Origin of the sequence: Parasphingorhabdus sp., assembly GCF_039982395.1 — a bacterium.
Lineage (GTDB): Bacteria > Pseudomonadota > Alphaproteobacteria > Sphingomonadales > Sphingomonadaceae > Parasphingorhabdus.
Genome location: NZ_JBDWYO010000006.1, coordinates 610,895 through 634,442, shown reverse-complemented (window position 1 = coordinate 634,442; position 23,548 = coordinate 610,895). Strand labels below are relative to the sequence as shown.

Below are 23,548 nucleotides of genomic sequence, written 5' to 3'. Positions count from 1 at the left end.
GGCTTTGGCTATCCAGCTAATCGTATTCCTGCCCCTGTTGGCAGCGATTGTCGCAGGGTTCGGCAACCGGGTCATCGGGAATGTTCCCGCCAAGATCGTGACAACAGGCGCTTTGTTCGCCGCTTGTGCGCTTAGCTGGCCGATCTTTATCGGCTTTGTAAGCGGCACCAGCACGGCGGAAGTCGTGCCGGTCCTGACCTGGATCGTATCCGGTGATCTGACATTTGACTGGTCGTTGCGCGTGGATACGTTGACCGCCGTCATGCTGGTTGTTGTGACCAGTGTCTCGGCACTCGTGCATCTCTATTCATGGGGCTATATGGACGAAGACCCGGACCAGCCGCGTTTCTTCGCCTATTTGTCGCTCTTCACCTTTGCCATGTTGATGCTGGTGACCGCCGACAATCTGGTCCAAATGTTCTTCGGTTGGGAAGGCGTGGGGCTAGCTTCCTATCTGCTCATCGGTTTCTGGTTCAAGAAACCGAGCGCCAATGCCGCAGCCATCAAGGCTTTTGTCGTAAATCGCGTTGGCGATCTGGGCTTCATGCTGGGCATCTTCGGAACGTTCCTCGTCTTTGGTACGGTGTCCATTCCGGAAATTCTCGAAGCGGCTCCAGCTATGGCGGGATCGACGATCACTTTTGCCGGGATGCGTCTTGATACGATGACCATCCTCTGTCTGCTGCTGTTCATCGGCGCGATGGGCAAGTCGGCACAGCTTGGCCTGCACACATGGCTGCCAGACGCGATGGAAGGCCCGACGCCGGTTTCCGCGCTGATCCACGCTGCGACAATGGTTACCGCTGGCGTCTTCATGGTTTGCCGCCTCTCACCAATGTTCGAAACCAGCGATGTCGCGTTGACCGTGGTCACGGTCGTGGGCGCTTGTACCGCAATTTTTGCCGCCACGGTTGGACTGGTGCAGCATGATATCAAGCGGGTGATCGCTTATTCTACCTGTTCACAACTGGGCTATATGTTCTTTGCCGCTGGCGTTGGTGCCTATAATGTGGCGATGTTCCACCTGTTTACCCACGCTTTCTTCAAAGCTTTGTTGTTCCTTGGTGCCGGATCAGTGATCCATGCCATGCATCACGAGCAGGACATGCGCTATTATGGCGGGTTGCGGAAACAGATTCCTTTCACATTCTGGTCGATGATGGCCGGTACATTGGCGATCACCGGTGTCGGAATCTATTGGTTCCACGCTGGCTTTGCCGGGTTCCATTCCAAAGATGCGATTATCGAAGTGGCTTTTGCTGCTGGTAGTGAAGTTGGTCAATTTGCCTTCTTCATCGGCGTACTCGCCGCCTTGCTTACTAGCTTCTACAGTTGGCGTCTGATGTTCCTGACCTTCTGGGGCAAGCCGCGCTGGATCCAGTCCGAACATGTTCAGCATAGCGTCCACAAAACCCCTGAGCAGGCTGGTGACGATACAACTGGCGGCTATCATCCTCATGAAAGTCCGTTGACGATGCTGATTCCATTGGGGCTCTTGTCCATTGGTGCGGTGTTCGCAGGCTTTGTCTTTAGCCATGCATTTCTCGATGATGGCAATTTCTGGAATGGCGCTGTCGCGTATGACGCCGGATTGATGCACGCGATGCATGATGTGCCTCTGTGGGTGAAATTGTCGGCAACGGTCGCAATGCTGACGGGGCTTGGGATCGCTTATTTCATGTATTTCCGCGGAACCGATCGTCCGGCGCGTCTCGCCGCGACATTCAACCCGCTATATCAGTTCTTCTTCAACAAATGGTATTTCGACGAGCTCTACAATCTGATCTTCATTCGCCCCGCTTTCTGGCTCGGACGGAAATTCTGGAAGACTGGTGATGAAGGCACAATCGATCGTTTCGGTCCCAACGGTATCGCTGCTGTCATTGCCAGCGGTTCCGGCGTGATGAAACGCTTCCAGAGCGGATTTCTATACACTTATGCCCTTGTCATGTTACTGGGTCTGGCCGCTGCGGCGACCTGGATTATCGTCGGGGGAGCCAGCTCATGAACCAGCTTGATTTCCCTATCCTGTCGTTGATGATGGGCCTGCCTATGCTGGCGGCGATTATCTGCTTGTTCCTCAACGCTCAGGCGGCGCGTTGGTTGGCGCTGTTGACGACGCTGGTGCTGTTCGGCCTTGGTGTGGTTCTCTGGGCCAATTACGATATTGGTGGCCCGCAATGGCAATATGTCGAGCGGGCGGAACCTTTTGGCAGCTTTGCCTGGGCACTGGGCATTGATGGCATTTCGATGATGCTGATCATGCTCACTGTGTTCCTGATGCCCATCTGCATCGGTGCGAGCTGGGAAACGATCCAGAACCGGGTCGGCGAATATATGGCGGCCTTCCTGTTCATGGAAGTGCTGATGATCGGCGTATTTGCCGCGCAGGACATATTCCTTTTCTATATCCTCTTCGAAGCCGGCCTGATTCCGATGTATCTGATCATCGGTATATGGGGTGGCGCGAACCGGATTTACGCCAGCTATAAATTCTTCCTCTACACGTTGCTCGGTTCCGTTGTGATGTTGATTGCGATGCTGTGGATGGTGCAGGATGCTGGCACCAGCGACATTCCGACCTTGCTGAACTATGACTTTGCACCGGAGGCACAGACTTGGCTCTGGCTGGCTTTCTTTGCCAGCTTTGCTGTCAAAATGCCGATGTGGCCGGTGCATACATGGCTGCCGGATGCGCATGTTCAGGCACCGACCGCCGGTTCTGTGATCCTGGCTGGCGTTTTGCTGAAAATGGGCGGCTACGGCTTCCTGCGCTTCTCGCTACCAATGTTCCCGGAAGCTTCCGAACAATTTATCTGGCTGGTCTTTGGCCTGTCGATGGTGGCTGTGATCTACACGTCTCTTGTAGCCTTGGTGCAGCAGGATATGAAGAAGCTGATCGCTTATAGTTCGGTCGCCCATATGGCGATTGTGACGCTCGGTCTATTTGCCTTTAACCGGCAAGGTATTGAAGGCGCGATAATCGTTATGCTCAGCCATGGTTTGGTCTCTGGTGCGCTCTTCCTCTGTGTCGGCGTGATCTACGACCGATTGCATACGCGGGAGATCGATCGCTACGGTGGGCTTTCCATCAACATGCCGAAATATGCGATATTGTTCATGCTGTTCACCATGGCCTCGATCGGCCTGCCGGGCACGAGCGGTTTCGTTGGCGAATTCTTGTCCTTGGTTGGCCTGTATAAGGTCAACAGCTGGGTCACGCTCGTCGCCACCACGGGGATCATCCTTGGTGCCGGCTATATGCTCTATCTTTACCGCCGGGTTGCCTTCGGCGAGCTCGTTCATGAGGATGTCAAAGCCATGCCGGATCTGTCTGCGCGGGAAATGGCGTTGCTCGCGCCTATAGCCGCTGCTGTGATGTGGATGGGTGTCTATCCTGAAAGCTTCATGGCTCCTATCCGCGGCGATGTCGGCGCGTTGGTGGCTCGCATTGACCGCGCTGCTCCGGAAGGGGATGCGCATCTGAAAATGGGTGAGGCGAAAGCCGTCGCCAAAGACCATGCCGAAGGGGAGGCACACTGATGGACCTTTCAACTTCCCTATGGCTGATTTCGCCCGAGATCATCCTGTCTACCGGCGCCATGATCCTATTGCTGATTTCAGCATGGGGCGGTGAAAAATCAGCACGTCTGGTAACTATTTTGGCTGCAGCAACGCTATTCGGCGGGGCGGTTCTCCTGATGGTTATCGCACATCTTCCAGCGTTCAAGGATGGCGCTGTTGCTTTTGACGGTCTCTATATCGCGGATAATTTTGGTAGTTCTGCGAAGTTTTTGATCTATTTGGCCGCTATTATTTCCCTGATGGTTGCACCGCGGTTTTTCCAGAAAGGCGGACTTTATCGCCCAGAATATCCAGTTCTGATCCTGCTGGCGACCGTTGGCATGGGGCTTATGGTCTCGGCAACGGACATGATGACGCTGTATATCGGCCTAGAGTTGAACAGCCTCTCTGCATATGTGCTGGCCAGTATTATTCGGACCGATGTTCGTTCATCGGAAGCCGGCTTGAAATATTTCGTTTTGGGTGCGTTGGCCAGCGGTATGCTGCTGTTCGGCATTTCCTTGGTCTACGGTTTCGCGGGTTCGACAAGCTTTGCGGTCATTGGCGAAACCCTGACCGGAGACCTAGCAACCGGGCCGCTCATTGGCTTGGTGCTCGTGCTCTCGGGGCTTGCGTTCAAGATCAGTGCGGTGCCGTTCCACATGTGGACGCCAGACGTTTATGAAGGCGCTCCAACACCTGTAACCGCGTTTTTTGCCAGCGCTCCGAAAGTTGCTGCCATTGCAATGACCGCGCGGGTCATCATTGATGCTTTTGGTGGTCAAACATCGGCTTGGCAGCAGATCATTGTATTTGTCGCATTGGCATCGATCGTCCTCGGGGCGGTCGCGGCGATTGGACAGCAGAATATCAAGAGATTGCTTGCATATAGTTCGATCAACAATGTGGGCTTCTTGCTGATCGGCCTTGCTGCCGGCACCGAGCAGGGTCTTTCTGCGATGATGTTCTATCTCGCTGTCTATGTCGCGATGACCCTGGGTAGCTTTATCTGCGTTATCGAAATGCGCGATAAGGATGGAAATCCTGTGGAAAGCCTTTCGAGCCTCGCCGGATTGTCGCAAACCCGCCCAGGACTGGCAGCTGCTTTTGCTGTCTTCATGTTCTCGTTGGCAGGAATCCCGCCTTTATTTGGTTTCTGGGGCAAGTTTCTGGTATTTGATGCCGCCGTGGCTGCTGGTATGCTGCCGCTTGCGGTCATCGGTATTGCCGCATCGGTGATTGGTGCCTTCTATTATATCAAGATCGTCAAAATCATCTATTTTGATGACCCGGCGGGCGAGATAGTGGCGACAGGACACAAGACCGAAAATGGCTTGATTGCGCTTCTGGCTCTGTTTGTATCGCCGCTAGGCTATCTGGCGATACCATTCATGGCACCCATAACCGCAGCGGCTGCAGCGTCGCTTTTCTGACCATTCACATAGAAACCGTCAAACAAACCGCGTCAACCAATGCGGATATGAAGACGCTGGCCGAACAGGGAAGCGTAGCGGAAGGCTTTTGGCTGCGCGCGGTGAGGCAATCTGGCGGTGTCGGCCGACTGGGTCGCCCTTGGAGTAGTCCGGAAGGCAATCTCTACTGCAGCACCGTGGTTGACATGCATGAAAATGATCCTGCGCCTTCCTCTTTATCCTTTGTCGCGGGGCTGGCCGTCTACACGGTTATTCGTTCCTATCTGCCTGGCACAGAGATGATTTTGAAATGGCCCAATGATGTGCTGGTCTCTCAGGCCAAAATCTGCGGTATTTTGCTGGAGCGGGTGAAGAATCAGGTTGTGGTCGGCATTGGTGTGAATATCGCGGTCTCCCCGGATGTTGAGGGCAGGCTGGTGACCAGCCTTGCCGCCGAGGGCGCAACCACAGGCGCTGCAGAATTTCTGACGCGTCTATCCGATATATTTGAAGGCTTACTCAAGACGTGGCGCGAACGGGGTTTTGCTCATATTCAGGCAGAATGGCTTGAGCTCGCCCATCCGGTCGGCAGCATGATGAGCACGAGCGATGAACGGGGCGAAAAAATCGCCGGGGAATTTGCCGGACTGACCGCAGATGGTGCACTTCGCTTGAGAAAAGCCGACGGAACGCTTATCGAAATACGGGCCGGTGATATTTCCATCGGATAGAAAGTAGAGTCGCTCATGCTATTGGCCATTGACGCCGGAAATACCAATGTTGTGTTCGCCCTTTTTGATGGCGATAACATTCGTGCGCGCTGGCGGATCGCTACCGACGCGCGCCGGACCGCAGACGAATATGTTGTTTGGCTCAGGCAACTCTTGGAACTAGAAGGTTTGGAACTGAGTGCGGTTGACGCGGTTATCATTGGTACCGTGGTCCCGCGCGCATTGCATAATTTGACGGTGCTCTCAGAGAAATATTTTGGTGTGACGCCTTTGGTTGCAGGACGTGGCGCAGCGAATTGGGGCGTTGCGCTTGACGTTGAACAGCCCGATAGCGTTGGCGCTGATCGCGTGTTGAATGTGATCGCGGCTCATCAAAAATATAAACAGGACATCGTTATCATTGATTTCGGTACCGCAACTACTTTTGATGTCGCGGATTATGAAGGGGCCTATAAGGGCGGTGTCATTGCCCCCGGTATTAACCTGTCGCTCGATGCGCTGGTTGGCAAAACGGCACAATTGCCGCGTATTGCGCTAGAATCGCCAAAAGACAATAATGTGATCGGGACCACAACAGAAAGCCAAATGCTGATCGGTATTTTCTGGGGCTATGTCGCGATGATAGAAGGTCTGGTAGAGCGCACCAAAGCACAGATCGGACGACCGACAAAGATTATAGCAACCGGCGGATTGGCCGTACTTTTTGACGAACATACAGATGTCTTCGACCATCTGGAATCAGACCTTACTCTTCAGGGCCTGCTTTTCCTCTTTCAGCGAGCAACAAACGCTTCATGACAAAACCAAAAAATGAACTTCTATTTCTGGCCCTCGGCGGGTCTGGCGAAATAGGCATGAACGTCAATCTATACGGTTGTGATGGCAAGTGGGTCATGGTTGACCTCGGTATGACCTTCGCCGATCCCGGCTATCCGGGGATTGATCTGATCCTCCCCGATCTTGAATTTATCGAGAAAAACCAGAAGGATCTGCTCGGTATTGTGCTGACCCATGGTCATGAAGACCATATCGGCGCGGTCCCGTTTTTTGCGGCCGAACTGGATGTTCCCTTGTTCGCCACAGCATTCACGGCAGGCTTGATCCGACGCAAGCTCGAAGAAGTCGGTCTGCAAAATGATGTAGAGCTCAATATCATTCCCAATGAAGGCAGTTTTGATCTCGGGCCTTTTGGTTTCCGCTATCTGCCGATCGCCCATAGTATTGCCGAAGGCAATGCGCTGTTGATCGATACGCCTTATGGCAAGATATTTCACACAGGTGACTGGAAGCTGGATGACGAGCCTGTGCTTGGCGTGCCGTCCTCACCCGAAACGCTGAAACAAATCGGTGACGATGGTGTTTTGGCTATGGTTTGCGATTCCACTAATGTTTTCAATGAGAAAGCATCCGGATCAGAAGGGGAAGTGCGCCGCAATCTGATGCGCGTTGTGGAGGATATCGATACCCGTATCGTGGTGACGACCTTTGCCTCTAACGCCGCTCGGCTACAGACGCTGGGCGAGGTTGCGCAACATGCGGGCCGGAAGCTTTGCGTCGCGGGCCGTTCGTTGGACCGGATTATCGATAATTGCCGTGAAAACGGTTATCTCAAGGACTTTCCGCCAACCATTGATTTCCAGGAAGCCATGAGCCTGCCGCGTGGTGAGGTGATGATCATCGCAACCGGTGGTCAAGGCGAGGCAAGGGCGGCTTTGGGCCGGATTGCCGGCGATAGCCACCAGATCAAGCTTTCTGAAGGGGATCATGTTCTCTTTTCGTCAAAGCAGATACCCGGCAACGAAATTGCGATTGGCCGAATTCAGAACCAACTGGCGTCTAAGGGCGTTGTTATGATTACCGAACGTCAGGAACATATCCACGTTTCCGGTCACCCCGGGCAACCGGAACTGGCGCAAATGTACGAATGGATCAAACCCGAGATTCTGGTGCCGGTTCATGGCGAAATACGGCATATGAAAACCCAGGCTCGCTTTGGACTGGAGCAAGGCATTCCAAAGGCTATTTTCCAGCAAAATGGCGATGTTGTCAGGTTGGCGCCCAAGGGACCAAAAATATTGGGCCAAGAGCGGACCGGACGGCTTGTTGTTGACGGCGATGTGATGATTCCAGCCGATGGAAAAACACTGAATGATCGTCGGAAAACTGCCCATAATGGTATGATTTCGGTCGCGATCGGCCTTGATGAAAAAGGCAGTATCTTCGGTCAACCCGTGCTCAAAATGCATGGCGTTCCTTTAGAGGAAGACGAAGAAGATTTCCTCAATGAAGTGATCGATAAGATCCTCGCCAACTATGCCAAACCGGTTGGCGATATCGTAAAATTCAACGAAGCGATCCGTTTGCTTGTGCGTCGCAGTGCAACCGACTGGACTGGCAAAAAACCCATCGTTTCGGTGCTCACGGTGGAGGCTTAACCGGCCATGGAACCGACATCAATCCTTGCCATTTACATCCTTTTTTGGGTGATGGCGGCGTTTATCGTATTGCCGATAGGGATTCGCAGCCATTATGAATCCGGAAAAACTATGGTGGATGGGCAGGCCGATGGCGCACCCGTCAACTTCCGGCCTTTGCGCGTTTTGTTGCTGACGACATTGCTAGCAACCGCAGCTTTCGGGCTCTTTTACCTCAACTATGCTTATGGCTGGCTCACGTTGGACGACATTGATTTCTTCAATAGCCGAGAACGAATGAGCTAGCTGCGCAGACGTTCAATCGCCTGTGCCAATGCGACATATAGTTTTCCAACATCTGACGACAGCAAGGTTACGCTAATTGCGCTGCCATCCCTTGTGGCAAGCACGCCGCGCAACATCGCTTCGAAATCATGGATGTAGCGGTTCACATGCTCGCGGAACTCATCATTGCCTGAATATTGCTCAAGGATTTCGCGAACTTCCTTGGCATCGAGCAAGCGGACCGCCCGCCGGGTGAAAATGCCGCGATCACCTTTCAGATAGGCGGCCCATTCGGTATCGGTCACGTCATTGGACAATATTTTACCGACATCGATAGAGATAGAATTGAGCGATTCTGTCAGCTGAGCCACACGCCGCGTGAAATTCTCGTCGCTGCTTTGCTCTGCCTTTTCCTTCGCGAACAGGATCCGCTGTTCGAGCTTTGTGGTCATATCCTCAATGGCAGCCAATTGTTCGGTCAGATGCACCGCGGTTGATTCCGTGGTCGCTACCGCGCTTGATACGGCTTGTTCCAGTTTCGGGGCGATCGAACCGATTTTGGCATCAATAATCCGGTTTAGCGCCTCTTCGCTAACTTTCTCGAAGGCGTCGGTCGAACCAGTGATGGATTTTTCCAGCACTTCGCGTGAATGTTCGGATGCCTGTTTTGCCGTCTCTTTCACGCGCAGAAGGGCACTGATCAATTTTTCGCCGGCGCTTTCGGCTAGAGACTCATTTTGTTCGCGAACGGTCTCTATGGATTGTGAAATCTCTGTGATCTGCTGAACAATGGATGTGCTCGCCAAGTCTCCTTCTTCGCGCAATGTGCGCAACTGTTCTTGCTGCTGGCTTATGGACTCATCTGTTCGCGCAATCTGCTGCGCGACCTTGTCGGCATCTTCTTTGGCCTTGTTCGCCTCTCCGGCGATTTGACCATATAATGCGAGGCTTTCCTTGGATTTTTTTGATATGCGATCAAACGCACTGGGTAGCGTTTCGTCCATTTCCCGTGCGCTGCTATCGAGAGCAATGAGCAGCTTCTCCATACGTTCAATCATGCCATCGGCAACGCCATAGCCATTTTCTAACGAGAGTTGCAAAGCGGCACTATTCTGCTCCATTGCGGTCATAGCAAACGCCAGTTGAGCGGTTTTCTCGCCACTCTCATTGTCAAGATTTTGGATGTTGCTCGCTATATCAGTGACATTTTGATTGAGGGTCGCGGCCAGTGCTTTGAGCCGGACTTCTTCTTCGTCAGCAATTGTTCCGGCCATTGCTAGAGCCGATTCCAGAGCATCAAGATCTGAGCGCATCGCCAATGCCGAATCTGATGCCTCAGAAGCCAGTTCTTTCCGCGCTTTGCGCATTGCCTCGACCGTTTCCGTCGTCGTTGCCTTCATCAAGGCCGTGAGTTGGCTTGATCCGCTTTCCGCTTCAGAGAGCTGCTCTGCGAGGCTCGTTTTGATAAGCGCCGCCTCGGCTGCAAGACTTTCCACCGAGAGGGCCGATGTGTCGTTCAGATCGCTGAGGCTCTTTTTCGCAGCTGTACCGACTTCTCCGATTTTCTTGAGCGTGGTGACCATCGCCGCCATTTCGGCTTGGGCGGAACGTCCGCTATTGCCGATCTGATTGGTGACATCCTTGGCGGTGTTGATAACGACGGGCAGATGTTCGCGCAGCTGCTCGAGATTTTTATAGGCCGCTTCGCCCACCTGGTCCAACTTCTGCATCTTGCCAAGACCGTCTTCCAGAGATTGCTTGATCAAGCCAGCGGCGGTGGTCAGCTTTCCAGACGACTGTTCTCCAAGAAACTCCAGCTCGCGGCTTTCCTGACTGAGGAATTCGCGTGCTACACTGAGTTCATTGTTGACCGTTTTTAGACGCGCTTCCAATTGCTCGGATTCTGCGCGCAGAGAGGATGAAACATCGGCAAAGCGATGGGCTTCCTTGGTGCTGTTGCGCATAAAGAGCAAATAGCCGACGGCAAGCGTCACGATCGGCAGGCACCATTGCACCAAAAGATCAATTCCGCCCTTTGCGGTAGGAATTGTTGTAAAAATGTCGCTGTTTGCCCACAGGAAAAAACCCGTCCAAGCAACCACGGAAACGGTCAGAATCGACACTGGCAGATATAGAGAAAATGCGGAAGGCGTTGCCGGCTCATCGGCATAGTGCTCCCAGTTGTCTTCCTCCGTGACGTCGCTATTTTGCTGACTTTCTTCAGAAAAGTCTTGCGGTTCCGTCTCCGTGCCCTGCACGTCGCTTTCGACGATTGCGGTTGTTTCTGTCTGGTCGTCGACGGAATTTGCATCCCGATCGCGCCACATCCCGATTATCTTAGATTCACTTGCCATAGGCACTATTTAGCAGAATATTGGATCTTAGAAACCATAAGTTAACCATAGCGGGCGTAAACAGGAGAAATGTCATTTGACTATGGAGCACTCGACGCCGCGTTAACGGCTGCAGTGGGGGACGATCAGTCTCTTGTCGCAGAGTTGCGCGAGGCGTTTCTGGAAAGTGCAAGACGGCAAGTCGACCTGCTCGGTCGGGCTCGCTGCGACGCAAATTGGGAATATGCGGCCTGGCGCTTAAAAGGGCTGGCGGCAAGCTTCTCAGCTACGAAAATTTTGCAATTGGCTGATGAAGCCGCCCAATCCGCCCCGGGTGACCCTGTTATCTTGCGCAAATTGGAACGCGCTGTGTCGGCGATTGAGGCCCATCGCGACTGATTGCGCACCGCGGGCTTATGATGTGGCCCGCCATCACTAGAATATCTCTTGGCATGTCCGGACGGCACCATCTATGGAAAGGTTCGATCTTTCCATTCATCGTGCGGGACCCTATTATTCGTGAAACTGGCTCTGATTTCTTTGGCAAAAGACGATCTCGACGGAAACGGGCCAATCGCCTTGTTGCCGCTATTCGCCGGCACACTGCTTGATCTTCAGATTCGCGCTGCGCAACGGATCGGCTGTGAGAAATTTATCTTCTTATGCCCGGTAACCCATGGTGCGCTGCTGCAGAAAATCGATGCGATGAAGCAGCAAGGGTTGGTTGCAGAATATGTGCGCAGCCCGAGCGATCTGGTACAATATGCGAGTGATCAGGACCAGATCATCTATTTTTCCGACGGGATTCTGCCCAATGAAGAGGTTATCGATCAATTGATCGGAACGCCGCAGGAACTGCTGTTCACCGTCTTGCATGCCGATGAATATCAGGAGTTTGAACGTATAGATCTCAACCAGCGTTGGCTTGGCATGGTCTCTCTGAACGCCTCGCGACTTACCGCTATGATCGATGTTCCGGATGACTGGGAAGTGGGATCTGCTTTGCTCAGGACAGCGGTGCAGGCTGATTGTCCGCGTGCCATTATTTCCGATCGCCGGATGGGTGGCGGTGCAATCGCTCATGTCCAAAGCGAAATCAGCGCCGGGCAGTTCACACGGCAGAAGTTGAAAGAAATGCCCGCGAAGCGGGACAATTTTTTGAATCGCTTTCTGTTGCGTCCGTTGACAAAGCGCGGTCTCCCGAAGCTTTGGAAACAAGCGTCTGCATCGAAATATTTGGGGATATTCACAATATTTACAGGAGCGTCTGCAGTTTTGGCGGCGGCTTTTGCTTATCCGATCATATCGCTGATCTTGCTCTTTTTGGGCAGCATCGCGCAATTTGTTCGGGGCATGATGGTGGAATTTTTCAGCGATGTAAAATTACGAGACTGGCCCGGCCTGACGCTGGACTTTTTGGCGACAACCGGAATTGCGGTACTGCTGGTTCAGGCCTCAAATGCAGCAACGTTGGTGCCAAATTTGGTGATATTCGCAACTTTGCTAGGGCATCTTCTGCTTTCGAGGAAGGGAACCGAAAATGGTCGATTGGCGCTGGCGACGCCGGATTTGCGATTGTTTCTCCTCATTCTCATATTGGCGGCCGGTTTTGGGCAAATATCCTATGGCCTCTATGCTGCGGCGCTCTACTCTGGGCTTTTCCTTGTTCTCGAGCGCTATCTTGAGAAGAAATCACCGGAGGAAACCGCGTTAGAAGATGGATAGCTGCCGCTAACATTTAGCGGCTTGTTAACCACATTGGGCTACGGCCACGCTATGGCAGAGCGAGTTTTCTGATGGACCGAACAAAACATAATGATATCATCCGGCATGCGGCGGCAATGGCCGACAAAGCTTCGTTTGTAGCGGATGATTTTGCGCAAGCCTTATTCCCCCAAACAGAAGTGGTTTTTAATGACCGCATGTTGTCCAATGCACGTCAATATCTGCGCGGCATCATTGGCGAGATTGAACAGCGTATTTGCCGTATTGCGACCCAGGAGCTAGGCGTCACGCAGGAATCCCTTGTGAAAATTGGCCAGGGTGAGGAAGGCCAGAGCTTTCTCTTGCTGGAAGATTCCGGCCTGCTCAAAACCACTGAAATTGTGCAGCATCTCTTTACCAAAACGCAGCGAAGCGAATTGGCTGCAAGGTTGCTACAGAAAATTTCACAAGAAGATCTGGAAGCGACGCTGACTCGTCATCTTGATCATGGCGACACAACAATTGCCGAAGCGGCCATGGGGCTGTTGGTCGCTCAATCCAAGACAACGGGCGCGGCAGGCGAAATTGCAGCCAATCTAGCAGATCTGTCTCCCGAAATTCTCTATGCTTTCGCATGGCCGATAACGGCGGCACTTGTCAGAGTTGCAGGCTCTTCCGGATTGCAGCTGCAACAGGCAACCGAGCGTTTGTTCGCTTCTCATGATGAAAGTGCTGGCGTTGCCCGCAAGGCGGAGCGTCTTGCGCGGTTGCTCGCGCAATCGACGACAGAAAAGGATCCGACCCCGCACCCAATGAGAGACGGCCTGTCCTTGTTCATCGCGCGATTGGCCAGGCAATCGGGCTTGAGCAGTGACCAGATTATTGCATTCACATCCGAACCGAACATGGCGCGGCTTGTCGTTGTTTTGCGGGCAGCAGACTTTCCCACACAGGAAGCATTGTCGATTTTTGCCGCTCTTGATGACGGGGATCATATCCTCACCGCCGCAACATATGGCGAAACAGACCGGGACCGGTCTTTGACCTTGGTATCGAACTGGACATCACCCCCGGTCTATCAGAGCGCCGAGCGCATTCTTTCTGCAGGCTTTTCGGGTGACCAGGGAAAATGACGACGTCGGGCAAATTGTCACAGCCCGTGCGTGGGCAGGTGGATGTCGATGGATTGCTATTGTCGGCTGATCCGTTGCTAATGCGCCTGCACTTACGCAGTGGTGGCTATGAAGGTGGACCTCTGGCTGTGCCAGAATTGGCAGAAATGTGCCGCCTCAGTAAGCGTTTGGGTATGAACCTGTCGCGTCCGGTTCAGGCGTCTGATGACGATTGTCAAATTGATATGTGGGTTGAAACGCAGATAGTCTCGCCAGGGCAAGAAGACCAAATCGGCTTGGCGATCATCGACTGGAAAGAACATCCTCGCGATGACAATGGCCATGCTGATCTGGCTCGCGAACGGGATTTTGACCGGCTTGAGGGCAAGGGATCCATTCGGACGGATGAAGCTTTGAGAATTATCGCACAAGAAATGCCTGGTAACGCCGCCAATGCCGCTGAAACCATTGGTCAGTCTCTGCTCGATATATTTGACGTAATTCCGCCGTCTGCCAATGCGAGATTGCTAGAGGCTGTGGCGGAACGCCAACCCATTAGAAATCAGCGGATGCGGGAAAAAAACGGAGCGCAACGCCTGTTTGTGCTTCAAGGGCATCCTCTCGTCGACAAGGCCGGGATATTTTCCGGCTACCGTTTTGCGGCGACACCGGATGATACGGCTGTCGGCGGCAAGAATAGCAAAGTGGCCGGTGGCAAGCTGATTAGCGACAGCCTGTTCGGATTACAGCTTGGACCAGCCTTGCGGCAACCTCTGGGCAAAATTATTGCCAATGCCGAAACGATCAGCAGCAAGCTGGAAGGCCCTTTGCGCGGTGACTATGCGAGCTACGCCAAGGATATTGCCTCTGCCGGGCGTCATTTGCTGGATCTGGTCAATGACCTTTCCGATCTGGAAGCTATCGAACGGCCGCAGTTCACTGTCGCGGCCGATGATATTGATCTAGTCGATTTGGCGCATCGCGCCGCAGGCTTGCTCTCCGTCAAGGCGGCAGACCATCAGATACGCATTGATCTTCCGGATGAAGGCGATGTGCTTCCTGCTCGTGGCGAATTCCGTCGGTCTCTGCAGATTTTGGTCAATCTGATCGGCAATGCAATCCGATACTCACCCGATGGTTCGGTGATTAAGCTCAAGGTTTCTGCCGAACAAGGCTTCTCGCGGATTTCCGTAACAGATCAGGGCGACGGCATTGCTTCGGAAGACCACGACCGGATATTCCAAAAATTTGAACGCCTGGGACGATCGGGCGATGGCGGCAGCGGGTTGGGGCTGTTCATCTCTCGTCGGTTGGCCAATGCGATGGGCGGCAGTCTGGTCGTGGAAAGCATGATCGATCAAGGCTCGACCTTCACCTTAGCTTTGCCAGAGCAAAAGCCGGCATAAAAAAGGGGAGCACAGAGGCTCCCCTTCTTCGTAAAATCAGTTGTTTCTAGCGCTTGTCGATCGAGACATAGTCGCGTTTGGTCGGGCCCGTGTACAATTGACGCGGACGACCGATACGCTGGCCTGGATCAGAGATCATTTCATTCCATTGTGCGACCCAGCCGACGGTGCGGGCGAGAGCAAAGAGGACGGTGAACATCGAGGTAGGGAAACCAATGGCCGACAAAATGATTCCGGAGTAGAAATCAACATTCGGGAACAGTTTCTTGTCGATGAAATACGGATCGTTCAATGCCATTTCTTCGAGTTGCAGGGCAACATCGAATACTGGGTTTTTGACCTTCAGCGTTTCAAAAACTTCGCGCACGGTTTCCTGCATCACAGATGCGCGTGGATCGTAGTTTTTGTAGACGCGGTGACCAAAGCCCATCAGGCGGAACGGGTCGTTCTTGTCCTTGGCGCGTTTGATATATTCCGGAATACGGTCGGGATGACCGATTTCGTGGAGCATGTTGAGAGCCGCTTCATTGGCGCCGCCATGGGCAGGGCCCCAAAGGCAGGCAATGCCGGCTGCGATGCAGGCAAACGGGTTGGCTCCTGAAGAACCGGCAAGGCGAACGGTTGAAGTCGATGCGTTCTGCTCGTGATCGGCATGGAGGATGAAAATCCGGTCCATGGCTTTTTCAATCGCCGGATGCACTTCATATTCCTCGGCGGGAACGCCAAAGGTCATGCGCAGGAAATTGCCGGTGTAGGACAGATTGTTGTCCGGATAGACGAAGGGCTGGCCGATAGAATATTTGTAAGCCATGGCCGCGATGGTTGGCATCTTGGCGACCAAACGGTGGCTTGCGATCATCCGCTGTGCCGGATCGGTGATGTCGGTGCTGTCATGATAAAATGCTGACAGCGCACCAACCACGCCGCACATGATGGCCATGGGGTGAGCGTCGCGGCGAAACCCCTGATAGAATCCGCGCAACTGTTCGTGCACCATGGTGTGGCGCGTGATCGTGTTGTTGAAATCGGTAAATTCGTCCGATGAAGGCAATTCACCACGCAGCAAAAGATGAGCGACTTCCATGAAGCTGCTATGTTCAGCAAGCTGCTCGATCGGATAGCCACGGTGCAGCAAAACACCCTCGCCGCCGTCGATGAAAGTCAGTTCGGATTCACAGCTGGCGGTGGAGGTGAAGCCTGGATCATAAGTAAATGCGCCAGTCTGGCCATATAATTTACGGATATCAACGACATCGGGGCCCTCTGTGCCGCTCAGAACCGGATATTCGTAATTTTCGCCATGGAGGCCGAATTTTGCGTTGTCGCCCATGATATTGTCCTTTCTGCTCCTGATACTCAGGTTTTTTCTATTTGATCTGCTATCCGTCCTAAAGACTCTTCCTTGCCAAGAAGTATCAGGACGTCAAAAATTCCGGGTGAACTGGTGCTTCCCGTCAAGGCGGCCCGCATAGGTTGTGCGAGCTTACCCAGACCCAATTCAGCAGACTCTGCAATCGCTTTGATGGTTTCTTCCGTTGCCTCGAGCGTCCAGTTTTCTAGATCGTCCAAGCCAAGGTGAATCGATTTGAGCAGCGTCCGTGCGGGATCGTCTAGCAGGTTTTCTGCCCGTTCGTCGAGGCCAAGTGGGCGTTTTTTAAAGAGAAAAAGACTAGATTCTGCCAATTCTATCAGATTTTTGGCCCTGCTTTTCAAAACAGGCATCGCCTGACCAAGCAATTCGCTGTCCGAAGGCGACAAAGAGGCGTCTAGATTCTGTTCAATCCATGGCGTTGCGAGCCCGACCAATTCGGAATCGTCTGCTTCGCGCATATAGTGGCCGTTTAGATTTTGTAGCTTCTTGGTGTCAAAGCGCGAGGGTGATTTGCCGACGCCACTAAGATCAAACCAATCCGTTGCCTGTGCACGGGAGATGATCTCATCGTCTCCGTGGCCCCAACCGAGGCGCAGCAGATAGTTGAACATCGCATCTGACAATATTCCCATGTCGCGATAGGCTTCGACACCCAAGGCACCATGTCGTTTTGACAGTTTTGCGCCGTCATTGCCGTGGATCAGCGGAATATGGGCATATTCAGGCTCTGCCCAACCCATGGCCCGGATCAACGCGAGTTGACGGAATGCGTTGTTGAGATGGTCATCTCCGCGAATCAAATGGGTGACGCCCATATCATGATCATCAACCACAACGGCGAGCATATAGGTAGGGGTGCCGTCGGACCGTAGCAAAATAAAATCATCAATTTCGCCGTTTTGGACCGAGACATCGCCTTGCACCATGTCGGCAATGGTCACCTTGCCGCCCGTCTCTGTTTTTAACCGGATCGCATATGGCGCGCCTTCTGGCGCTTCCGACGGATCGCGATCGCGCCATCGACCGTCATAACGCATCGGTTTCTTTTCGGCCCGCTGCTGCTCGCGCATGGCGGTCAGCTCTTCGGATGTCGCGAAACATTTATAGGCATTGCCAGAGGCCAGCAATTCATGGGCAACCTCTGCATGGCGTGCCGCCCGTTCTGATTGAAAAACCGGCGTGTCATCCCAGTCCAGACCAAGCCACTCCAAGCCTTCGGATATCGCGTCAATGGCTTCCTGGGTGGAGCGCGCTTTGTCGGTGTCTTCGATCCGTAGCAGTGCTTTGCCGCCATGATGGCGGGCAAATAACCAGTTGAACATCGCGGTGCGGGCACCGCCGATATGCAAAAATCCGGTCGGGGAGGGCGCAAAACGGGTTACGACCATATTTGTCTGTTTCGGCTGATCAGCATCATTTGAATTCACGCTTATAAGGCCCCTGTGATAGGTTTTGGAAATGCGGGATGGAATGAGCCCGAATGGCACCAAAGGTACCGTCTCCGGTTCGATTGGACATGCCCTTAGCATGCTGTTTCTTCCGCGACAATTACCTGAATCATGGGGCGGTGCGCGGCCTTTGGTACGGCTTGAGCAGCAATTGGAGCGAGAGCGCGATCAATTGCCACTCTGGGTGCCGGTGGCCTTGGGCTGCGGAATTGCGATCTGGTTTAATCTAGCCAATCCCGCCTGGTGGCTGGCCTTCATGAGCCTAAGCGGCTCTATGGCTCTGCTCGCTCTTCTGTCCGGCAAGGGCAGCAGAGTCCGCAAAGCGCTATTCTGGTTCTGCCTATTGTCCGCCATTGGATGTGGTCTGATCTGGTTTCGTTCGTGGCTGGTGGCTGCGCCGGTGCTCGAGCGACCGGTTGTCACCCTGTTCAATGCCGAGATTGAACGGGTTCAGCCGGTATTGGCTCGGGATATGGTACGGCTGACACTGCAGACTGGCGAGCATGCCCAGTTGCCGCCGAGAGTGCGGGTAAACGTGCCGCTCAAACATACCCATGCTGGCCTGCAAAATGGCGCGTTGATCCAGCTTCGCGCGCGGTTGATGCCACCTGCCATGCCGGCGCTGCCAGGGGCCTATGATTTTTCCGAACGGGCATGGTTCCAGGGTCTCGGCGCAACCGGGCAGGCGCTTGGGCCGATCAAAATATTGCGCCCCGCCGATCCCTGGTTTGCGCTTTCGCACTATCGGCAAAAGCTGTCAGCGCATGTCCAGATGCAAATGGCAGGCGCTGCCGGAGCGATCGGAGCGACGTTGGCCACGGGAGATCGCGGTGCGATCGCGGAAGAGGATGCCGAAGCCATGCGGCGCAGCGGACTGGCGCATCTGCTGTCGATCAGCGGCTTGCATGTCACTGCTATTGTTGGCGCCGTCTATCTTTTGATCCTCAGAATTCTCGCGATCTTTCCACCACTGGCCCTCCGCTTTCGCTTGCCGGTCCTGGCTGCTGGATGTGCGGCCCTGGCGGCGGTCATCTATACGCTGATGACGGGCGCGCAAGTGCCGACGATTCGAGCCTGTGTGGCCGCGTTGCTGATCTTGGTCGCTTTGATGCTGGGGCGGAGCGCCATAACCTTGCGAATGGTAGCGGCTGGCGCCTTGTTTGTGCTTATCCTCTGGCCTGAAGCGCTTGTCGGCCCTAGCTTTCAGTTAAGCTTCGCGGCAGTCACCGCGATTATCGCGCTGCACGAGCATCCCAAAATCAAATTGCTCTTTGCCTTGCGCGAAGAACCTTTGCTCCGGCGGCTGGGGCGGATCATATTCTCGCTGTTTCTGACTGGTTTGGTGGTTGAAATCGCGTTGATGCCGATCGCCTTGTTCCATTTCCACAAAGCCGGGCTCTATGGTGCGCTCGCCAATATTATTGCCATTCCGCTGACAACCTTTGTGATCATGCCATTGGAAGCGCTGGCGTTGTTGTTGGATGGCGCGGGATTGGGCGCTCCGGTCTGGTGGCTATGCGAAAAGGCCTTGAGCAGCCTGATCGCGCTGGCGCATTTTGTATCCAGTCGCCCGGGGGCAGTGACTCTGTTGCCATCCCTGCCGATCATGGCGTTTGGACTGGTCTTGCTGGCCGGTATGTGGTTTTGTCTGTGGCGGGAACGCTGGCGTCTATGCGCCTTGATCCCTGTCATCATCGGCGTCTGGATGATCTATACCAACCGCGCGCCGGATATCTATATCACCGGCGACGGACGGCATGTCGCTATCCGCAACGATCAAGACGAGCTGGCAATGCTGCGCACCCGAAGTGGGGACTTCATTCGCGATATGATCCTGGAAAATGCCGGCATTGATGGGCAATCGCAAGCGCTAGAAAATTGGCGTGATGCGCAATGCAATGCCGATGCGTGCCTCGTCACATTGACCCGCAACGGCCGTGAATGGACGCTTTTGGCGACCCGCAGCTCTCATTATATCTCCGCTTTGGCTTTGTCCGCTGCATGCCGCAGAGCCGATATTGTCGTTAGTGAACGATATCTGCCCGCAAGCTGTCAGCCACGCTGGATCAAAGCGGATAGAAATCTTCTTTCACGGGTCGGAGGCATGACTATCGATCTGGAAAAGAAGCGTATCTCAACAGCTCTTGCGTGGTCCGGCAAGCATGTCTGGACCCGTTATCGGTCGGATGATCCAATCGCAAAAGACATGGTTGCCAAAGGCAATGTCTCCAAAGACAGGGAACCGCGTGATACAGATCAGTAACGCCGCAGCAATCCTGCCATTTTTCCCTGGATACGGACTTCTCCGGCACCATAGCGCTGTGGCTCATAGGCCGCATTGGCCGGGTCGAGTTGTACATTGCCGCCATCTTTGCGGAGATATTTTAGCGTCGCTTCTTCTTCATGGATAAGCGCCACAACAATCTCTCCGTCACGCGCGACTTCGGTTTTCTGGATGAGCGCAAAATCTCCATCGAGGATACCGGCGTCAATCATCGAGTCCCCCGATACTTCGAGCGCATAATGTTCGCCGGGGCCAAGCAACGCCGCCGGAACGCTGAGCGCGGACTGGCCTTCCATCGCCTCGATCGGAGCGCCGGCAGCAATCCGCCCGTGCAAGGGAATTTCTAGAACATCATTATTGGCAGCCGGGGCAGGGGCTGGATTGGACACAACCTCACGAACAGGCGTTTCGGGTCGCAGGCTCACCACATTCGAGGGCGTGATTTCCAAAACTCCGCCTTCCGGCAATTTCAAAACTTCAAGCGCGCGGGCACGGTTGGGCAGGCGGCGGATGAAATCCCGTTCCTCCAGCGCACTGATCAAACGGTGAATGCCGGATTTCGATTTCAGGCCAAGCGCCTCTTTCATTTCCTCAAACGAGGGTGAGACGCCGCTATCCTTCAATCTATCATCAATGAAGCAAAGAAGTTCGTGTTGCTTTTGTGTGAGCATGGCCGATATCCTGTTCTTGGAACGAATGCGGAACAATTAAGAAACAAAACGGGCCAAGTCAAGCGGGAAGTGAATAGTCTAAAGGCAAAATGATAGGCGGCATATTAAAATCAATTTGCACTCTTGGTTGCGGCTAAGCGCTTGCCATCCGCGCACCAGCCAGCAAAAGGGCGCCGCCTGCGACGCGATTGACCAGCCTTACAATCCATATTTTGACGCTGCCACCCGTCAACCGATCGCCGGCATAGGCATAGAGGCTGTAAGAGACCAGATCGAGCACGACTGTCGTTGCGCCCATGATCAGAATTTGGGGCATGATGGGTTTGGAAATATCGAGAAATTGAGGAAGAATTGCGGCAAAATATAGCAATGCCTTCGGGTTCGCAAACTCGACGATAAAGCCTTTGCCAAATAGCGACACAGCGGATTGTGTCTTGCCCGTCCCAAATTGAATGCCGCCGGTTTTGCTGAAAATCGCTGATAATCCGAGATAGACCAGATAAGCGACGCCAACCCATTTTATCACACCAAAGATGAATGACGATGCGATCAGCAGCGACGCGATACCGGTTGCCGACAATATGAAATATACCGCATTGGCCGCTGCCACGCCCAGCACACCAAAAGTCGCGCGCCTGTGGCCATTGCCGGCTCCCTGGGCGGCGATCGCGATTGCTGCCGGGCCGGGAACGAAGATCACGACTGCAGTGGTAAACATAAAGACCAGATAGATTTCCAGTTCCATAAAAACTCCTATTGCAGAATATTGTTCGATGAAATATAAGATATGACTAACAAAATTCAGCTACAAGGATATTTCGACTTATGGACAAAGATACGAATAATATTCAGCAAAAACGGCCATCGGAACTGGTTCTCGACGATACGGACCGAAAATTATTAACCGCGCTGACCGAAGATTCGTCCCAATCCTATTCCGAGCTCGGCGCGAAAGTGCATCTATCGGCGCCAGCGGTCCATGAACGGGTCAAGAAAATGAAGGTGGCCGGTGTGATCAAAAAACACACGATCAGCTTGGATGGCACGAAAATAGGCCGTCCGTTTCTCGCTTTCATTCATGTGAATTATACCGGTGCCAAAGCGAGAGAAAATTTTGCAAGACTGGATGAAGATGCCGATGTGGAAGAAGTCCACAGCGTGGCCGGAGACTCCTGCTTGTTGGTAAAAGCCCGGTGCAAAGATACAAATGCCCTGGACGAGCTATTGGGACGCATGCGAGAGTTTGGGGATGTCACCAATACGCGGAGCCATGTTGTGCTGACCACCTTGTTCGAACGCGGCCCGCAAGCGATGCTGGAGTAGGATCTGGCAGATGCGCAGCGAATTGGCGACATGCAGCCCATGAAGCAAATCCTAAAGCCGATTAATTGCCATGACGCTCATATCCGGTTTCGCGATGTAGCAGACATAGCGCTAATGTCCGCTTTGGGCGCAAAAGCGTACGTTGGACAATTCAGAATTGCTGTTGATATTCTATTGAACCTCGACTTCGAAATAGACGGTCTTAGCTGAGCCAGCCGCAAGAGATCCGATGGTTGCCATAATGGTATCAGCTACATAGCTTCCACCAATTGCTCCGTCATCATTGCACGTTGAGCCGTTTGCAGTTCCTGCGACCCTAATACTGCCAGGAACAAACGATATCGGTAACGCGCTAATGTTATCGGAAACAGCTACTGACGTTTTGTTTGCGCCGTTAGCCGGATTGGTTACGATAATGCAATAGCGCAAATGAGCCCCCGGAATGGCTTTTGGATTTATCGTACCATGGACTGGATCATATAGAATTTGACTTTGCTTGACCGGAACCACGGCTTCATAGCGGCATACAGGTATATAGATCCGGTCTAGATTGAAGTCGTCAGAGACTCCATTGCTGCCCGACATTACGAAACTGATGTCCGGCATGACCGTGCCATTGAACGGCACAATCAAAGAAATTGTATTCCACTGGCTAAGGGCTCCATTCCCCCCCGGATTATAATAGGTAAGTCCCGTTCCAGTACCGAGAGTTGCACCATTGAACAGCGCACCGGTGGCATTTCCGGCACTAGTGCCGTTAAAGGTACTAATCGTCATGTAGGTCGTTCCATTAACAACAACATCCAATGTTGCCGTATAGCTCTGCGTGCCGCCGGCCTGCCGCCAACCCATATCAAAATAGATTTGCAGGCCCGTGTCGGAATATGACACCAGATCATCCGAAATCTTACCGATCTCCAAGGTGTCATTCGCCCCGTCATCTTCATTGATAACAAATGCCCTCAATGTATCGGTTGGATAACTGTTGGCTTCATTTCCAGTTGGAGCGGCAGCGCCATTTACGACCGCAGTTCTGGTGTTGTACACTGTGCCATAAACTCCGGGGTCTAGCGATTGGTTAAATTGCCAACTTCCCGTTGAAACATAGCTGTTCAGGCCGCTGTCAAAGGTGGGGTTTTGGACCAAATTGAGTGGCGCTGTACAATTTTCTGCCTGAAGGGGCAGATGCCAGAGCATAGCAACGCTTATGAGCACTAATATTTTTACAAATCTAAAGGCCAGCATAGAGATTTTCGTACCTGATCGTTGTCATCTCAATATACGGCGAGTTGCCCAGCAAACTAATAGTCCAAACATCGTTTCTGAGAGCAATGCGTCGATTTTGTTCAGAATACTAAATCGAAAAGCAGTCAGTAAATTATTATTATGTCCATTTTGGTCCCCAAAACCGTTCCATAAGTTGCACACCATTCAATCGGGTATGTTGCAAACGCTGCCAATGCCCGCTTTCGGGATGAAGCGAACATTT

19 protein-coding genes are annotated in these 23,548 nt (G+C 53.2%); 13 read left to right on the top strand and 6 right to left on the bottom strand.

The window, feature by feature from the left end; all coding sequences use genetic code 11:
* Positions 1-4 precede the first annotated feature (4 nt).
* From nuoL to ABJV08_RS13160, 7 genes are read left to right on the top strand one after another with little or no spacing between them, the layout of a single operon-like run.
* Positions 5-2,008, top strand: coding sequence for an NADH-quinone oxidoreductase subunit L (gene nuoL, locus ABJV08_RS13190; protein WP_348039789.1), 2,004 nt, complete (start codon positions 5-7; stop codon positions 2,006-2,008).
* On the top strand, positions 2,005-3,543 hold the full coding sequence (locus ABJV08_RS13185; protein ID WP_348039790.1) for an NADH-quinone oxidoreductase subunit M: 1,539 nt from the start codon (positions 2,005-2,007) through the stop codon (positions 3,541-3,543). The genes nuoL and ABJV08_RS13185 overlap by 4 nt, the downstream gene beginning before the upstream one ends.
* Positions 3,543-4,997, top strand: a complete 1,455-nt coding sequence (gene nuoN, locus ABJV08_RS13180) for an NADH-quinone oxidoreductase subunit NuoN (protein WP_348039791.1) — start codon at positions 3,543-3,545, stop codon at positions 4,995-4,997. Before ABJV08_RS13185 ends, nuoN begins: the two co-directional genes overlap by 1 nt.
* Positions 4,952-5,707, top strand: coding sequence for a biotin--[acetyl-CoA-carboxylase] ligase (locus tag ABJV08_RS13175; protein WP_348052515.1), 756 nt, complete (start codon positions 4,952-4,954; stop codon positions 5,705-5,707). Before nuoN ends, ABJV08_RS13175 begins: the two co-directional genes overlap by 46 nt.
* Before the next feature lie 15 nt (positions 5,708-5,722).
* Positions 5,723-6,505: a type III pantothenate kinase gene (locus ABJV08_RS13170; RefSeq protein ID WP_348039792.1), complete on the top strand. Its 783-nt coding sequence runs from the start codon at positions 5,723-5,725 to the stop codon at positions 6,503-6,505.
* Entirely contained in the window at positions 6,502-8,142 is a 1,641-nt protein-coding gene (locus ABJV08_RS13165) for a ribonuclease J (RefSeq protein ID WP_348039793.1), read from the top strand. Before ABJV08_RS13170 ends, ABJV08_RS13165 begins: the two co-directional genes overlap by 4 nt.
* A gap of 6 nt (positions 8,143-8,148) precedes the next feature.
* The gene (locus ABJV08_RS13160; protein WP_348039794.1) at positions 8,149-8,427 is read left to right on the top strand and encodes a DUF1467 family protein; all 279 of its coding nucleotides are present in this window, start codon (positions 8,149-8,151) and stop codon (positions 8,425-8,427) included.
* On the opposite strand, the gene ABJV08_RS13155 is transcribed toward ABJV08_RS13160, so the two are convergent.
* On the bottom strand, positions 8,424-10,760 hold the full coding sequence (locus ABJV08_RS13155) for a hypothetical protein (protein ID WP_348039795.1): 2,337 nt from the start codon (positions 10,758-10,760) through the stop codon (positions 8,424-8,426). The genes ABJV08_RS13160 and ABJV08_RS13155 overlap by 4 nt on opposite strands.
* Before the next feature lie 69 nt (positions 10,761-10,829).
* Here ABJV08_RS13155 and ABJV08_RS13150 point away from each other — a divergent pair, with 69 nt between their 5' ends.
* The 4 genes from ABJV08_RS13150 (at position 10,830) to ABJV08_RS13135 (ending at position 14,961) form a co-directional block, all read left to right on the top strand.
* A complete protein-coding gene (locus tag ABJV08_RS13150; protein ID WP_348039796.1) occupies positions 10,830-11,138 on the top strand; it encodes an Hpt domain-containing protein in 309 nt (102 codons plus the stop codon).
* Positions 11,139-11,258: 120 nt separating this feature from the next.
* Positions 11,259-12,464, top strand: a complete 1,206-nt coding sequence (locus ABJV08_RS13145) for a hypothetical protein (RefSeq protein ID WP_348039797.1) — start codon at positions 11,259-11,261, stop codon at positions 12,462-12,464.
* 71 nt (positions 12,465-12,535) lie between these two features.
* Positions 12,536-13,576, top strand: coding sequence for a hypothetical protein (locus ABJV08_RS13140; RefSeq protein WP_348039798.1), 1,041 nt, complete (start codon positions 12,536-12,538; stop codon positions 13,574-13,576).
* Positions 13,573-14,961: a HAMP domain-containing sensor histidine kinase gene (locus ABJV08_RS13135; RefSeq protein ID WP_348039799.1), complete on the top strand. Its 1,389-nt coding sequence runs from the start codon at positions 13,573-13,575 to the stop codon at positions 14,959-14,961. The genes ABJV08_RS13140 and ABJV08_RS13135 overlap by 4 nt, the downstream gene beginning before the upstream one ends.
* Before the next feature lie 46 nt (positions 14,962-15,007).
* Here ABJV08_RS13135 and ABJV08_RS13130 read toward each other — a convergent pair whose 3' ends face one another.
* Both ABJV08_RS13130 and gltX read right to left on the bottom strand, forming a co-directional pair.
* Positions 15,008-16,291, bottom strand: a complete 1,284-nt coding sequence (locus ABJV08_RS13130) for a citrate synthase (RefSeq protein WP_348039800.1) — start codon at positions 16,289-16,291, stop codon at positions 15,008-15,010.
* 26 nt (positions 16,292-16,317) lie between these two features.
* The gene (gene gltX / locus ABJV08_RS13125) at positions 16,318-17,721 is read right to left on the bottom strand and encodes a glutamate--tRNA ligase (RefSeq protein WP_348039868.1); all 1,404 of its coding nucleotides are present in this window, start codon (positions 17,719-17,721) and stop codon (positions 16,318-16,320) included.
* Positions 17,722-17,803: 82 nt separating this feature from the next.
* On the opposite strand from gltX, the gene ABJV08_RS13120 reads away from it, so the two are divergent.
* Complete coding sequence (locus ABJV08_RS13120; RefSeq protein WP_348039801.1) at positions 17,804-20,044, top strand: ComEC/Rec2 family competence protein; 2,241 nt, start codon at positions 17,804-17,806, stop codon at positions 20,042-20,044.
* Here the strand turns inward: ABJV08_RS13120 and lexA are convergent.
* The gene (gene lexA, locus ABJV08_RS13115) at positions 20,038-20,736 is read right to left on the bottom strand and encodes a transcriptional repressor LexA (protein ID WP_348039802.1); all 699 of its coding nucleotides are present in this window, start codon (positions 20,734-20,736) and stop codon (positions 20,038-20,040) included. The two genes, ABJV08_RS13120 and lexA, sit on opposite strands and share 7 nt — an antisense overlap.
* Before the next feature lie 133 nt (positions 20,737-20,869).
* A complete protein-coding gene (locus tag ABJV08_RS13110) occupies positions 20,870-21,481 on the bottom strand; it encodes a LysE family translocator (protein WP_348039803.1) in 612 nt (203 codons plus the stop codon).
* A gap of 80 nt (positions 21,482-21,561) precedes the next feature.
* Between ABJV08_RS13110 and ABJV08_RS13105 the strand changes: the two genes are divergently transcribed.
* Positions 21,562-22,059 carry an Lrp/AsnC family transcriptional regulator gene (locus ABJV08_RS13105; protein ID WP_348039804.1) on the top strand — a complete coding sequence of 166 codons (498 nt, stop codon included), beginning with the start codon at positions 21,562-21,564 and terminating at the stop codon, positions 22,057-22,059.
* 171 nt (positions 22,060-22,230) lie between these two features.
* On the opposite strand, the gene ABJV08_RS13100 is transcribed toward ABJV08_RS13105, so the two are convergent.
* Positions 22,231-23,304, bottom strand: coding sequence for a hypothetical protein (locus ABJV08_RS13100; RefSeq protein ID WP_348039805.1), 1,074 nt, complete (start codon positions 23,302-23,304; stop codon positions 22,231-22,233).
* Positions 23,305-23,548: the final 244 nt, after the last annotated feature.

What these genes read in the sequence shown, in the direction of transcription:
- nuoN (WP_348039791.1), top strand. Translation starts at nt 3,543, where the DNA reads ATGGACCTTTCAACTTCCCTATGGCTGATTTCGCCCGAGATCATCCTG.
- gltX (WP_348039868.1), bottom strand. Translation starts at nt 17,721, where the DNA reads ATGGTCGTAACCCGTTTTGCGCCCTCCCCGACCGGATTTTTGCATATC.
- ABJV08_RS13170 (WP_348039792.1), top strand. Translation starts at nt 5,723, where the DNA reads ATGCTATTGGCCATTGACGCCGGAAATACCAATGTTGTGTTCGCCCTT.
- ABJV08_RS13160 (WP_348039794.1), top strand. Translation starts at nt 8,149, where the DNA reads ATGGAACCGACATCAATCCTTGCCATTTACATCCTTTTTTGGGTGATG.
- ABJV08_RS13140 (WP_348039798.1), top strand. Translation starts at nt 12,536, where the DNA reads ATGGACCGAACAAAACATAATGATATCATCCGGCATGCGGCGGCAATG.
- ABJV08_RS13110 (WP_348039803.1), bottom strand. Translation starts at nt 21,481, where the DNA reads ATGGAACTGGAAATCTATCTGGTCTTTATGTTTACCACTGCAGTCGTG.
- ABJV08_RS13185 (WP_348039790.1), top strand. Translation starts at nt 2,005, where the DNA reads ATGAACCAGCTTGATTTCCCTATCCTGTCGTTGATGATGGGCCTGCCT.
- ABJV08_RS13105 (WP_348039804.1), top strand. Translation starts at nt 21,562, where the DNA reads ATGGACAAAGATACGAATAATATTCAGCAAAAACGGCCATCGGAACTG.
- ABJV08_RS13130 (WP_348039800.1), bottom strand. Translation starts at nt 16,291, where the DNA reads ATGGGCGACAACGCAAAATTCGGCCTCCATGGCGAAAATTACGAATAT.
- ABJV08_RS13120 (WP_348039801.1), top strand. Translation starts at nt 17,804, where the DNA reads ATGAGCCCGAATGGCACCAAAGGTACCGTCTCCGGTTCGATTGGACAT.
- ABJV08_RS13135 (WP_348039799.1), top strand. Translation starts at nt 13,573, where the DNA reads ATGACGACGTCGGGCAAATTGTCACAGCCCGTGCGTGGGCAGGTGGAT.
- ABJV08_RS13165 (WP_348039793.1), top strand. Translation starts at nt 6,502, where the DNA reads ATGACAAAACCAAAAAATGAACTTCTATTTCTGGCCCTCGGCGGGTCT.
- ABJV08_RS13100 (WP_348039805.1), bottom strand. Translation starts at nt 23,304, where the DNA reads ATGCTGGCCTTTAGATTTGTAAAAATATTAGTGCTCATAAGCGTTGCT.
- lexA (WP_348039802.1), bottom strand. Translation starts at nt 20,736, where the DNA reads ATGCTCACACAAAAGCAACACGAACTTCTTTGCTTCATTGATGATAGA.
- ABJV08_RS13150 (WP_348039796.1), top strand. Translation starts at nt 10,830, where the DNA reads ATGTCATTTGACTATGGAGCACTCGACGCCGCGTTAACGGCTGCAGTG.
- ABJV08_RS13155 (WP_348039795.1), bottom strand. Translation starts at nt 10,760, where the DNA reads ATGGCAAGTGAATCTAAGATAATCGGGATGTGGCGCGATCGGGATGCA.